Raw genomic sequence first — 13,108 nt, 5'->3', positions numbered from 1 at the left:
AATAAGTGCTAAAATCGCCAAAAAATCACGAAAGGGATGAAATGGATAGGGTTTTTTTATCTCCACCAAATATGAGCGGAAAAGAGCAGGAATATATAAAAAAAGTTTTTGAAAGCAACTATATAGCGCCACTTGGCGAGTATGTTAATAAATTTGAAGAAAGTATAAAAAGCTACACCGGAGCAAAAGATGCTCTTGCACTAAGCGCTGGAACGGCGGCGCTTCACCTAGCACTTCGCGTCCTTGGCGTAAAAGAGGGTGATTTTGTACTAGCTTCTAGCTTTACCTTCATGGCTTCAGTCTCGCCTATACTTTATGAAAAAGCAACTCCAGTATTCATAGACTGCGATGAGAGCTGGAATTTAAGCCCAGAACTACTTAAAAAAGCAATATCAAATTTACCTAAAAAGCCAAAGGTATTAGTCGTTACTCATCTTTACGGACAAGCTTCAAAGATGAAAGAAATTTGCGAAATTTGCCAAAACGAGGGCATCGCTTTGGTTGAAGATGCAGCTGAAGCACTTGGCGGATTTTACGGCGGCAAGGCGCTTGGCACATTTGGCGTGATGGGTGCATATAGCTTTAATGGTAACAAGATCATCACCACTTCAGGTGGCGGTATGCTAGTTGGTGACAAGGAATTTGTGGAAAAAGCTAGGTTTTACAGCACTCAAGCAAGAGAGCCTTTGCTTCACTACGAGCACAAAGACTATGGCTATAACTACCGTTTAAGTAACGTGTTAGGCGCTATTGGCGTGGCTCAGATGGAAGTTTTGGAAAAAAGAGTCGAGCAAAAGAGAAGAGTTTTTGAAATTTATGAAAAAGAGCTTGGCGACGTTTTAGAATTTATGCCAGAACTGCCAAATTCTAGTGGTAACAGATGGCTGACAACTGGTGTTTTTGCTAAAAAAGATGCACATTTAAAAGTGATCAAGGCGCTAGCTGATGAGAATATCGAGAGTCGTCCACTTTGGAAGCCTATGCATTTACAGCCTGTATTTAAAGGTGCGTTAAGCTTTATCGATGGATATAGCGAAGATCTATTTTCAAGAGGAATTTGCTTGCCAAGTGGCAGCGATATGAGCGAACAGACACAAGAAAGAGTGATAAAAATAGTCAAGGAAAATGCGTAAATGTTTCATGCAACAAAGTTAAAAAGGCTTGTATTTTTCCTTCTTGGCGATGTTTTTATATTTGTTTTTTCGATATATGCGGCTTATCTTTTAAGGTTTAACGCCGACATCCCAGATATCTACGTGCAAGGGCTTTTTGTAACGGCTGGATTTTTGATCGTTTTTAAGCTCTTTTTTATGTGGATGTTTAAAATTTACAAGGTACCGTGGAGATTTTTTGGATTAAACGAAGCAAGAAAAATTTTCTTAGCTCACGTTTGCTCAGCGGTTTTATTTACGATCATTTTTTTTATCATTCAAGATTTTTTAAATCCATATCCAAGAAGCGTTATTTTCATTGATCTTCTTATTTCATGCTTACTTGTTGGGCTTTTAAGAATTTCAAAACGCATGGTGCTTGACTTTTCAAACAAACCTCACAAAGGTGAGCCTTGTATCGTTATAGGCGCAACGTCAAAAGCGCTTCACGTCTTACGTGGCTTAAAGCAGGGCTATCTTGACTACTACGCAGTTGGCGTGGTAGATGGCAGAAGTGATCTTGTTGGTACTTATTGTGATGGATTTTTAGTTCAAGATAAAAAAGAGATACCAAGCCTTATAAAAGATTATGATGCAAAGACCGCTATCATCGCGCTTGCATTAGATCAAGACGAGCTTCAAGCTCTAGTTGATGAGCTAAGTGGATATGGTATAAGAGATATGAAGCTCTTCTCTCTTATCGAAAATGAGCCGATCAAGGATATCTCGATCGAAGACTTGCTGGCTAGAAAGCCAAAAGACTTAAATCCAGAGGCTATTTCAAATTTTTTAAAAGATAAAAGAGTGCTTGTCACTGGAGCTGGCGGTAGTATAGGAAGCGAAATTTGTAAGCAGTGCTTGAAATATGGTGTAAGTGAGCTTATAATGGTTGAGCACAGCGAGTTTAATCTTTATAAAATAGGCGAAGACACAAAAGACAAAAGAACTATTAGCAAGCTTGTAAATATCACAAATTTAAAGGACTTTGAAGAAGTCTTTGCTGACTTTAAACCTGAGATCGTTATCCACGCGGCTGCTTATAAACACGTGCCGCTTTGCGAGCTAAACCCTCGCTCAGCAGTTGAAAACAACATCCTTGGTACAAAAAATGCAGTCGATCTTTCTAAAAAATACGGCGTTAAGAAATTTGTCATGATCTCTTCAGACAAGGCTGTACGTCCAACAAACATAATGGGTACAACTAAGCGTGTTTGCGAGCTTTACGCACTAAACTCAAACGAAGCAGGTGTATGCGAGATAGTTTGCGTTCGCTTTGGTAACGTCCTTGGCTCAAGCGGCTCTGTCATACCTAAATTTAAAGCGCAGATCGCTGCAAATAAGCCACTAAGCGTCACTCACCCAGAGATCACAAGATATTTTATGCTTACATCAGAAGCGTGTCAGCTAGTCCTTCAAGCAGCCTCTATCGCAAAAGGTGGCGAGCTTTTCGTGCTTGATATGGGCGAGCCTGTTAAGATCGTTGATCTTGCTAAAAAGATGCTTCTTCTTTCAAACAAAGAGCATTTGGGTATAGAATTTGTGGGTCTTAGACCAGGTGAAAAGCTTTATGAAGAGCTACTTATCAACAAAGATGATGTGCAAACAAAATATGAGTCGATCTTTGTAACGCATTCAGAGCCTTATGATTTAGTGCTTTTAAACTCGCAGATAAGTGAGCTTTTGCAGCTTGAAGATAACGAGATCGCACCTGCACTTAAGGTTATCGTGCCTGAGTTTAATCATGCGCTAAATTTAAAAGGCTAGTTTTGGTTATAAAAGATATTAAGAGATTTAGTGACACGAGATACAAGGCAAGGGCGTATATCTGCTATTTATTTAGTAGAAATTTGCCAAACAGACTGCCTGGAGTGTGCTTAGAAAACATAAAAGCTGGCTTTGATAAGATCAGCCACGAGATAGAAAATTTTGATGCACTATACATTTTAGACGAAAATGGCATACAGATCGAAGACTCGATCAGCCTAAATGAAAAGTATAAAATTCCAAAAGGTGAAAACCGCGCAAATAAAGCCTACTACTACACCGCCGTGCGCGAGAAAAGGTGTGTTTTAAGTGATCCTTATCCATCAAGTCTAAATGGAGGTTTATGTGTCACAGCAAGCGTGCCTATCTATAATGAAAAAAATGAGCTTAAATTTATCGCTTGCATCGATATAAGCCTAGAAAATATCCTAAATATGGTCGATAGCGGCTTTGTCGAGGAGCATTTTGGTAGATTTTTAAAGACAGTTTATGCGCTCTTTTGTGCATCGCTTTTTATGATCTGCGCATTTTTGTTTTGGCACGGCGTAAAGAGCTTTATCTCAAAGAGCATCGAGCATATAAATGTCGAAGAAATTTTTGAATCAACCATCATTTTAACGCTGGCTCTTGCCATTTTTGACCTTGTAAAGACGATATTTGAAGAAGAGGTTTTAGGCAAAAATCACGAAGAAAATAGTGTTATTTATAAGACGATGGTTAGATTTATCGGCTCTATCATCATCGCACTTGCGATCGAGGCGCTCATGCTAGTCTTTAAATTTGCTATCACTGCACCTGAAAATATCATAAACGCTATCTATCTAATAGGCGGCGTGGCGATGCTAATGGCGGCACTTAGCTTTTATCTTTTTAGCGTAAAAAGGCAAGAGAACAGATGATTGCTATTATTGATTATGGTGCGGGCAATATCAAAAGCGTGATAAATGCTTTTGATTTTCTTGACAAAAAATGTACCTTAGTAAGTAAGCCTGAAAATTTAAAAGAGTACTCTCACATCGTTTTACCAGGCGTTGGGGCATTTGGTGAGGCGATGAAGAAACTAAAATTTAACGGCATGGATGAAGCGATAAAAGAAGCTGTGAAAAGTGGAAAAGCCTTTATAGGAATTTGCCTTGGTATGCAGCTTTTGTTTAAAAAAAGCTTTGAATTTGGCGAGCATGAAGGGCTTTCTCTTTTCCCAGGAGAGGTCGTAAAATTTAATGAAGCTAATTTCGATAAACCATTAAAGATACCCCATATTGGTTGGAACGCTTTGGAATTTAAGCAAAATAGCCCATTAAATTTAGGACTAAAAAAGCTTGAGTATTTATATTTTGTACATAGCTATCATGTGGTTTGTGATGATAAATTTGCACTGGCAAAGACGACTTATGGATATGAATTTACAAGTGCGGTTTGGTATGAAAATATTTTTGGCTTTCAGCCTCATCCAGAAAAAAGTCATGAAGCTGGACTTAAAATTTTAGAGAATTTTGCGAGGTTGTGATGGAAATTTTTCCAGCGATTGATTTAAAAGAGGGGCAAGCGGTTAGACTTAGCAAAGGTCTTATGCAAAGTGCAAAAATTTATAGCAACGAGCCAAGTGAACTTGCTAAGAAATTTGAAGATTATGGCGCAAAATGGCTTCATGTGGTTGATTTGGATGGTGCATTTGCTGGAGAGACGATAAATTTTAAAACAATTGAAAAGATTACAAAGGCTACAAATTTAAGCGTCCAAGTGGGTGGTGGCATAAGAGATGAAGAGCGAATAAAACGCTATTTAGACCTTGGAGTTAGCAGGGTGATCCTTGGCTCAGTTGCCCTTCATGATCCAGAATTTACAGCAAAAATGGCTGAAATTTATAGAGTCGTAGTCGGCATTGACGCAAAAGATGGCTACGTGGCCGTGCAAGGTTGGGGCGAGATCTCAAATATAAAAGCAATTGATCTTGCAAGAAAATTTGCAGATGTTGGCGTGGAAGCTGTGATTTGTACCGATATTAACAAGGATGGAATGCTTGGCGGAGTTAATGTTGAGTTTAGCTTGCAAATAGCTAGAAATAGCAAGCTTGAGACAATAGCAAGTGGTGGCGTGAGTGATATAAATGATATTTTGATGCTAAAAGCCACAAATGAGATTAGTGGCGTAATAGTTGGGAAAGCCTACTATGAAGGGTTACTTGACCTAAAAGAGGCCTTTAAACTACTTAGATAGCGTTAAAGCTTTTATAAATTTAAATTAGCTAGAATAGGGCAATTTTTACTAAAAGGATATTATGTGAAGATTTTGGTTGTAGATGACAGTTCAACAATGAGAAGAATCATAAAAAATACTTTACAAAGGTTAGGACATCAAGAAATTCTTGAGGCTGAGCACGGTCTTGAGGCCTGGAATATCTTAACTCAAAATGAAGGTATCGAAGTTCTTATCACTGACTGGAATATGCCTGAGATGAATGGTCTTGAGCTTGTTAAAAAGGTAAGAGCAGAGCAAAAGTATATTGATATGCCTATCATAATGGTAACAACAGAAGGCGGAAAAGCTGAAGTTATAACAGCTTTAAAAGCAGGTGTTAATAACTACATCGTTAAACCTTTTACGCCACAAGTTTTAAAAGAGAAGCTTGAAGACGTTCTTGGTTAATGAAAGATAAATTCTACGAATTAAGCATAAAAACATCAAATTTTTATGATGAAATTTTAGAGCTAGTTTTCTCTTTTGGGGTCACCTGTGTTGAAGAGCTAGATCACGAGATCATCATCAGGGAAGAGTATGATCTAAAAGATATAGCTTGGGGTATTGAAGAGTATACAAAAGGACTCTCTAGTGTTTGTAAAATTTCAAATGATTTAAAAATTTCTCTTAATTTAAAAGAAAATAAAGACTGGCTAGGCGAGTATAAAAAGGCAGTTAAGCCTATTTTGGTTGATAAAATTTATGTTAGACCTAGCTGGGAAGAGCCACTTAATGGCGTAACAAATATCATAATCGACCCAGCTCTAGCCTTTGGCTCAGGGCACCACGAAAGTACAAATTCTTGTTTGCAACTTTTACAAAAATATGCAAAAAGTGGCAATACTGCTTTAGATGTAGGATGCGGAAGCGGGATATTAAGCATAGCTTTAGCAAAGCTTGGCTGTAAGGTCGATGCTTGCGATACAGACGAGCAAGCTACACAAAGTTCACTTAGTAACGCTGAGTTAAATGAGATTAAATTTAATAAAATTTGGACAGGCTCTATCGCAAATTTAGAGCAAAAATATGACATTGTTGTAGCAAATATCATCGCTGATGTCATTTTTATGCTCTCAAATGACTTAAAAAAATCGCTTAAAAAAGGCGGCTACTTGGTATTGTCAGGAATTTTAAACAAATACGAAGATAGGATTAAAGATACATTTAAGGATTTGGAGCTAATTGAGATAAAACAAAGTAACGATTGGAGTAGCTTTGTTTATAAGGAAATAGATGAATAACCAAAATAATAACCAAAACAATGGCAACAATAACGGTTTTTTTAATAAAAATCCTATTTTTATTTTTGCTATTTTTGCAATAGTTATAGTTTTAGCTTTTAGAAGCTTTAGTGGAGACGGACTAGGTGGCTCTTTTGGGCTAAATAGCAATGCCCAGAGTAAAATGGTAGCTTATTCTGAGTTTAAAGATATGTTAAAAAATAAGCAGCTAAATGAGGTTGCTATCTCGGAAACTACCATAAAAGGCATAGGTAGTGACAAAACTATCTATCTTGCAAAACGTATAAATGATCCAACGCTCATTGGCATACTTGAGCAAAATGGCATAACTTATAGCGTTTATAGCGAAAATAACTGGTTTGGAGATCTTATATTTTCATGGATCATACCGGTGTTTATATTTTTTGCTATTTGGATGTTTATCGCTAGTCGTATGCAAAAGAATATCGGCGGTGGCATACTAGGTATAGGAAGTGCGAAAAAGCTTATAAATTCTGAAAAACCAAAAGTTAAATTTGACGATGTTGCAGGCGTTGAAGAGGCAAAAGAAGAGGTTCAAGAGATAGTTGATTATCTAAAAAGCCCAGATAAATATCTAAGACTTGGAGCTAAAATTCCAAAAGGTATTTTGCTAGTTGGCCCTCCAGGTACTGGTAAAACGCTTCTTGCAAGAGCAGTTGCGGGCGAGGCTAGCGTGCCATTTTTTTCTATGTCGGCATCAAGCTTTATAGAGATGTTTGTCGGTGTTGGTGCAAGTAGAGTTAGAGATCTTTTTGAAAATGCTAAAAAAGAGGCTCCAGCGATCGTTTTTATAGATGAGATCGATGCGATCGGTAAAAGTAGAAATTCTGGTCCAATGGGTGGCAACGACGAGAGAGAGCAGACGCTAAATCAGCTTCTTTCTGAGATGGACGGCTTTGATGCGGATAAGTCGCCAGTCATCGTTATAGCAGCTACAAATAGACCTGAGGTTTTGGACGCTGCGCTTTTAAGACCGGGTAGATTTGACAGGCAAGTGCTTGTTGATAAGCCTGATTTTAAAGGACGCTGCGATATTTTAAAAGTTCACATGAAAGATGTAAAGATTGGCAAAGATGTAAATATCGAAGATATTGCAAGGCTTACGACTGGTTTAGCTGGCGCTGATCTTGAAAATATCATAAATGAGGCAGCACTTCTTGCAGGACGTAAGTCAAAGACCTTTGTCGAGCAGGCCGATCTTGTGGAGGCTGTTGAGAGATCGATTGCTGGACTTGAGAAAAAGTCTCGCCGCGTAAATCCAAAAGAAAAAAGAATCGTCACTTATCATGAGTGCGGTCATGCCTTGATAGCTGAGCTAACAAAAGGTGCAAAAAGGGTAACAAAAGTCTCAGTCGTACCACGTGGTCTTGCGGCACTTGGCTATACTTTAAATACACCTGAAGAGAATAAATTTATGATGCAAAAGCATGAGTTGATAGCAGAAGTAGATGTACTTTTGGCTGGTAGAGCTGCTGAAGAGGTGTTTATTAAAGAAATTTCAACTGGAGCTAGCAACGACCTAGAGCGCGCGACTGATATCATAAAAGCTATGGTTAGTATGTATGGCATGAGCGATGTTGCTGGTCTTATGGTGCTTGAAAAGCAACGTGCTACATTTTTAAATGGTGGTCAAAGTATCAAAGACTATAGTGATAAGATGGCTGAAAAGGTTGATGAGTTTGTAAAAACGCTTCTTCATGAAAGATACACAGCTGTGCTTAGTTTGCTTGAAATTTACAAAGGTGCTATTGAAAATATGGTATCAGCACTTTATGAAGAAGAAACAATCGAAGGAAAAAGAGTTAGAGAGATCATTAAAAACTATGAGATCGAAAATGATCTAGAGAGCAGGCTTGTAGAGACCGAAGAAGACGAAAAGAGTAAAAAAGAGGAATAAAAATGAGTGGCTATATCGCGAAAGCAGGATATAAATTTATATTATTTTTTCTAATTTTATTTGTTTTATCTTTGCTGTTTGGGATCTTGCCACTACTTTTTGCTATTTTACTTTTTTTGGGGCTTTATTTTTTTAGAGACCCTGAGAGAGAGCCATTTTCTGATGATAAATTGGCTTTACTATCGCCGATTGATGGCAAGATAAAAGAGATCAGTGCTTCAAATTTTGATAATAATGAAGTAGCTAAGATCGTTATAAAAAAATCTTTTTTTGATGTTGGTACATTAAGGGCTGTGAGTGATGTAAAAGTAGCTGAAATACGCAAAAGACATGGCTTATTCTTATGCCAAGCTATGAAAATTTCAGAATTTTTAAATGAAAGAGCGATTATTCACTTTGAAAAAGAGAATATAAAATTTGTTATGAAAATTATAGCTGGAGCTTTAAGTCGAAGTTTAGAAATTTCAAATGTTACTAGCCTGAAAGCCTCTAGAAAATTTGGTTTTTTAGGAAGTGGTGAGGTGATTTTATACTTGCCAAGAGATACTAAAATATGTGTAAGCGTTGGAGAAAGCGTAAAGGCTGCTTCACTTTTGGGATATTTTGAAGAGGGAAAAAGAGATGAATAACATACAAAAGATGCAACTAATGTATATCTTGCCAAATTTATTTACAGCAGCTAGCGCTTTTTTAGGTGTTATTAGCATTATTTCATCTATTCAAGGTAACTATTTTAAAGCCATTATTTATATAATCTTATCGCTTATTTTAGATGGACTTGATGGACGTGTGGCTAGACTTACAAAGACAACTAGCAAATTTGGGGTAGAGTTTGATAGTCTTGCAGATCTTGTTGCTTTTGGTGTAGCACCAGCGATTTTATTTTATTTGACTATTGGTAAAAATTTTGGCAGATTTGGAGCACTTATAGCTGCTATGTTTGTGGTTTTTGGAGCTATCAGGCTTGCTCGCTTCAATGTAACTACTGGTACATATGAGCCAAATGTTTTTATCGGACTTCCTATTCCATCAGCAGCTATTGTGAGCGTACTTTGGGTTGGAATTTATATCGACTATACTTTTTTAGAGGGATTTGAGTGGTGCTTGATGCTACTTGAAGCTACTTTGGCAGCTTTAATGGTTAGTAACATCCGCTATCCAAGTTTTAAAAAAATAAATTTAAAACAAACTCATGTGATAAGAATTTTAGTAGCTCTTGTAGTTGCATTTTCGATGCTTTATCTATATCCATTTGAAAGTGCGACTTTGGTTATGAGCATCTATATGCTTTATGGTATAGTAAGAGCTACTATAATGTTTAGTAAAAATTCCAAAAAAAAGGAGAGCGAATGAGCGAAAATGGCGTCATAAAATCACGTAAATTTTTACCAAAAATCGAAATCAAAAACTCTCTACTGCTGCTACTTAGGTAGCAAATTTCTCTTTACTTAACTCATCAAATTTAAAATTTAAATATAAAAATAAAAAAGGACAAAAATGGATAAGAATAAAATTATAATCTTTGATACAACTTTAAGAGATGGCGAGCAAAGCCCTGGTGCATCGATGAATACAGCCGAAAAACTACAGATCGCACTTCAGCTTGAAAGGCTTGGCGTGGATGTTATGGAGGCTGGATTTGCGGCAGCAAGCCCAGGGGATTTTGATGCGGTAAATCAGATAGCAAAGCAAGCCTCAAATATCACGGTTTGCTCTCTTGCACGCGCAGTTGAGCGTGATATTAAGGCAGCTGGCGAGGCATTGGCTCCAGCTAAAAATAAGAGAATTCATACATTTATAGCAACAAGCCCAATTCATATGGAGTACAAGCTAAAAATGAGCCCAGATGAAGTAATAAAACGTGCAGTCGAGTCTATAAAATACGCAAAAACCTTTTGCGATGATGTAGAGTTTAGCTGCGAGGACGCTTGTAGAAGTGAAATGAGCTTTTTAAAAGAAATTTGTGACGCTGCCATAAATGCGGGTGCAAAAACTTTAAATATCCCTGATACGGTTGGTTATTTATATCCTGAAGAGATAACTGCTCGCATTAGTGAAATAGTAAAATTTGTAGGCAATAGAGCGATAATCTCTGTGCATAATCACAATGACTTAGGCATGGCTACAGCAAATTCACTAGCAGCCATAAAAGCTGGTGCAAGGCAGGTCGAAGGTACGATAAATGGCATAGGTGAGCGTGCTGGAAATGCTGCGCTTGAAGAGATCGTGATGGCTATCAAAACCCGCCAAGACGTCTTTGCTCCATTTTATACAGGCATCATCTCAAAAGAAATTTATCCAACTTCAAGACTGATTGCTAGTATTATAGGCATTGAGCCTCAACCAAATAAAGCTATCGTTGGTAAAAACGCCTTTGCGCACGAGAGTGGCATACATCAAGACGGCGTGCTAAAGCATAAAGAGACCTATGAGATAATTAGCGCTGAGAGTATAGGCCTTGAGAAAAATTCTCTTGTTTTAGGTAAGCATAGTGGTCGCCACGCGTTTAAAGATAAGCTTGCTAGCCTTGGATTTGACCTTGATAGCGATGCTCTTAATAAGGCATTTGAAAAATTTAAAGAGCTAGCTGATAAGAAAAAAGAGATATTTGATGATGATATTAGGGCTCTTGTGGCTGAAGAGATTACAAAAATTCCACAAGCTTATGAGATCACGGCTCTTCTTCAAAGTAGCGGCGGAAGCCTTGCAAGCGCTTCAATTAGCATAAAACACAATGATGAGATCATCAGTGACTCAGCTCTAGGAAATGGTACTGCCGATGCGATATTTAAGGTAGTTGATCGCATTAGTGGCATTAGTGGCACGCTCAAAGACTATAAAGTGGCGTCTGTTTCTCAAGGTAAAGACGCACTTGCAAAGGTTGATGTAAAGGTCGAGTTTGAGGGCAAAACGGCTGTAATAGGCCATGGACTTGACATAGATACTATGATGGCAAGTGCAAAAGCCTATGTTGGTGCACTAAATAGCTACCTTCGCATACATAAAAACTAAAATTTTAGCTGGCTGTTAAATTTACAGCTGGCTACTTTAAATTTAATCCAAAAAATATATAAATTCTTAAAATTCAAATCCTTTATTTAAAAAATAGAATTTTTACTATCTTGGCAAATTTTAAAATCTTACTCACTCGCCTTAGCAACTTACTAATTTTAGGACTCATAAACATTCGCCACTAAATTTAGAAGCGTGATATGCTCGCTTGTAAATTTTAAAATTTGATAGGGTTTAGACCGCATGCAGTGCGAAGTACTAGCGTATGCCTTTTGAATGTGCGAGGGATTTGGGGGATTAAAGGGGGATGAGGGGATGGACTTCGTGTCTGCCACGCAGTTGTGAGCATGAGAAGTAAAATTAAGTCCCCTTGCCTCCCTTTTGAATAAAAAATTTACAAATTTAATCAAGCCATTTTGTAAATTTTAAACTTTCATTCACTCGCAAGAATTGATTACTAAAATTTGTATGATACTTCCATAAAATTAAAGAGAATTTACCTTGTCTTGTTTCGTTTTTCTCTTTTGATTTTATAAAATTTCCATAAGCCCCTGTTACTAAAATAAGCGATTTCCACGCTGTAGCCAAGATTTAGGGCTTATGGGTTAGTGTTTCGATTAAAAATCTTAGTGCTTGACACTGAATACAAGAAAGAAACATAACCTAAATTTTATTCAGGAGTATCAAAAATGAAAAAAGCGTTTTTTTGTGGTGTTGATGTTTCTAAAGATAAAATCGACGTTTGTTTTTTAACTTCTATTCTGAGTGAGAAAGCTAAATTTGAAACATTGCCTAATAACCATGAGCTTATCAAAGTTTATTTTGATAGTTTTAAAAATGATGAAATTTTAGTCGTTTTTGAAGCCACTTCAAATTATCATTTGACACTTCAAAGGGCTTTATCTGATTTAGGTATTAGATATTGTGTTACGAACCCCTATAAATCATCTTTATTTTTAAAGCATCTTAGCACTATAAAAACTGATATAAGCGATAGTTATGGCTTGGCTGTTTATGCTAGGACTTTTAAAAGTGAGATCGCACCTGATAAGTATAATGCCGAGTATTTAGAGATAAGAAGTTACAATTCAACTTTAAATTTGCTCCAAAAAATAAATACTCAACTTAAAAATTTTAAAAGCTCTCAGAAAACTTTAAATAATAAAGTAATTGATGATGTTATTGCAAATCTTATAAAAGAGATTGCAAAGCTTCAAGCTATGCTTCAAAAACTAGCTTTTGATCTTGTTAAAAAAGCTATTCCAGAAACAGAAGAGATCATTAAAGAAAATAAAGGCTTCGGCATTGATCTCGCTTTAAATTTATTTCCACAACTGCATTTTAATAGGGATAAATCTGAAAAGCAATTTATAAGTTTTATTGGTCTTAGTCCTAGAATTTTTCAAAGTGGCTCAAGTGTTCATAAAAACCAAAAGATAAACAAAATGGGCAATTCTAATATAAGGCGTATTCTATTTATGACTGCATTATGTGCAATTCGTTTTAACGCTAAATTCAAATCACGTTATGAGCGTTTATTAGCTAACGGCAAAAAGAAAATGGTTGCTGTCGTTGCTGTAATGTGTGCAATAGTTCGCTATTTAAAAAGCTTATTTCCCTTTAACGTTCAAGCAAGGGCTTTTTAATGCGTCCAGCTTATATCGAAATTTTAAAAGCTGTTTGCAAAGTTTTACAAAAACAAAAAACATTAACAAGAAAGGACATTATTAATAATTCTAAGGTTTCTAAGTCGTCGCTATCTCGTGCGATCAACAATATATTCA

The 13,108-nt window shown here is 36.8% G+C and carries 12 protein-coding genes; all 12 read left to right on the top strand.

The annotated features are described in order from the left end of the window. The first annotated feature begins 41 nt into the window (after positions 1–41). The 12 genes from pglE to CYO92_RS03610 all read left to right on the top strand — a co-directional run bounded on the left by pglE (position 42) and on the right by CYO92_RS03610 (position 12,970). A complete protein-coding gene (gene pglE, locus CYO92_RS03665; protein WP_103588421.1) occupies positions 42–1,133 on the top strand; it encodes a UDP-N-acetylbacillosamine transaminase in 1,092 nt (363 codons plus the stop codon). Further along, positions 1,134–2,915: a UDP-N-acetylglucosamine 4,6-dehydratase (configuration-retaining) gene (gene pglF / locus CYO92_RS03660; RefSeq protein WP_103588420.1), complete on the top strand. Its 1,782-nt coding sequence runs from the start codon at positions 1,134–1,136 to the stop codon at positions 2,913–2,915. It begins immediately after the preceding gene. A 2-nt stretch (positions 2,916–2,917) separates the two neighbouring features. Then, on the top strand, positions 2,918–3,814 hold the full coding sequence (locus CYO92_RS03655; RefSeq protein WP_009294679.1) for a PDC sensor domain-containing protein: 897 nt from the start codon (positions 2,918–2,920) through the stop codon (positions 3,812–3,814). Then, positions 3,811–4,422 (top strand): imidazole glycerol phosphate synthase subunit HisH, encoded by a 612-nt coding sequence (hisH, locus tag CYO92_RS03650; protein ID WP_103588419.1) that lies wholly within the window; start codon positions 3,811–3,813, stop codon positions 4,420–4,422. Before CYO92_RS03655 ends, hisH begins: the two co-directional genes overlap by 4 nt. After that, entirely contained in the window at positions 4,422–5,132 is a 711-nt protein-coding gene (hisA, locus tag CYO92_RS03645; RefSeq protein WP_103588418.1) for a 1-(5-phosphoribosyl)-5-[(5-phosphoribosylamino)methylideneamino]imidazole-4-carboxamide isomerase, read from the top strand. The genes hisH and hisA overlap by 1 nt, the downstream gene beginning before the upstream one ends. A 63-nt stretch (positions 5,133–5,195) precedes the next feature. Then, a complete protein-coding gene (locus CYO92_RS03640) occupies positions 5,196–5,561 on the top strand; it encodes a chemotaxis response regulator CheY (RefSeq protein WP_103588417.1) in 366 nt (121 codons plus the stop codon). Continuing rightward, positions 5,561–6,394 (top strand): 50S ribosomal protein L11 methyltransferase, encoded by an 834-nt coding sequence (locus CYO92_RS03635; RefSeq protein ID WP_103588416.1) that lies wholly within the window; start codon positions 5,561–5,563, stop codon positions 6,392–6,394. The genes CYO92_RS03640 and CYO92_RS03635 overlap by 1 nt, the downstream gene beginning before the upstream one ends. Continuing rightward, a complete protein-coding gene (gene ftsH / locus CYO92_RS03630; RefSeq protein WP_103588415.1) occupies positions 6,387–8,312 on the top strand; it encodes an ATP-dependent zinc metalloprotease FtsH in 1,926 nt (641 codons plus the stop codon). Before CYO92_RS03635 ends, ftsH begins: the two co-directional genes overlap by 8 nt. A gap of 2 nt (positions 8,313–8,314) precedes the next feature. Continuing rightward, the gene (locus tag CYO92_RS03625) at positions 8,315–8,941 is read left to right on the top strand and encodes a phosphatidylserine decarboxylase (protein ID WP_087577562.1); all 627 of its coding nucleotides are present in this window, start codon (positions 8,315–8,317) and stop codon (positions 8,939–8,941) included. Further along, the gene (gene pssA, locus CYO92_RS03620) at positions 8,934–9,665 is read left to right on the top strand and encodes a CDP-diacylglycerol--serine O-phosphatidyltransferase (protein ID WP_021091822.1); all 732 of its coding nucleotides are present in this window, start codon (positions 8,934–8,936) and stop codon (positions 9,663–9,665) included. Before CYO92_RS03625 ends, pssA begins: the two co-directional genes overlap by 8 nt. A gap of 144 nt (positions 9,666–9,809) precedes the next feature. Further along, positions 9,810–11,324 (top strand): 2-isopropylmalate synthase, encoded by a 1,515-nt coding sequence (locus tag CYO92_RS03615; protein WP_103588414.1) that lies wholly within the window; start codon positions 9,810–9,812, stop codon positions 11,322–11,324. Between the two features lie 689 nt (positions 11,325–12,013). Then, entirely contained in the window at positions 12,014–12,970 is a 957-nt protein-coding gene (locus CYO92_RS03610) for a transposase (protein WP_103588413.1), read from the top strand. The last annotated feature ends 138 nt before the right edge of the window (positions 12,971–13,108 follow it).

The sequence above is a fragment of the Campylobacter concisus genome, from assembly GCF_002913715.1.
In the GTDB taxonomy this organism is placed as follows: Bacteria; Campylobacterota; Campylobacteria; order Campylobacterales; family Campylobacteraceae; genus Campylobacter_A; species Campylobacter_A concisus_AG.
This window is presented reverse-complemented; position numbering and strand designations above follow the sequence as displayed.

Coding starts and splice junctions, on each gene's coding strand:
- ftsH (WP_103588415.1), top strand. CDS start 6,387: ATGAATAACCAAAATAATAACCAAAACAATGGCAACAATAACGGTTTT.
- CYO92_RS03615 (WP_103588414.1), top strand. CDS start 9,810: ATGGATAAGAATAAAATTATAATCTTTGATACAACTTTAAGAGATGGC.
- pglE (WP_103588421.1), top strand. CDS start 42: ATGGATAGGGTTTTTTTATCTCCACCAAATATGAGCGGAAAAGAGCAG.
- CYO92_RS03635 (WP_103588416.1), top strand. CDS start 5,561: ATGAAAGATAAATTCTACGAATTAAGCATAAAAACATCAAATTTTTAT.
- pssA (WP_021091822.1), top strand. CDS start 8,934: ATGAATAACATACAAAAGATGCAACTAATGTATATCTTGCCAAATTTA.
- CYO92_RS03625 (WP_087577562.1), top strand. CDS start 8,315: ATGAGTGGCTATATCGCGAAAGCAGGATATAAATTTATATTATTTTTT.
- pglF (WP_103588420.1), top strand. CDS start 1,134: ATGTTTCATGCAACAAAGTTAAAAAGGCTTGTATTTTTCCTTCTTGGC.
- hisH (WP_103588419.1), top strand. CDS start 3,811: ATGATTGCTATTATTGATTATGGTGCGGGCAATATCAAAAGCGTGATA.
- CYO92_RS03610 (WP_103588413.1), top strand. CDS start 12,014: ATGAAAAAAGCGTTTTTTTGTGGTGTTGATGTTTCTAAAGATAAAATC.
- hisA (WP_103588418.1), top strand. CDS start 4,422: ATGGAAATTTTTCCAGCGATTGATTTAAAAGAGGGGCAAGCGGTTAGA.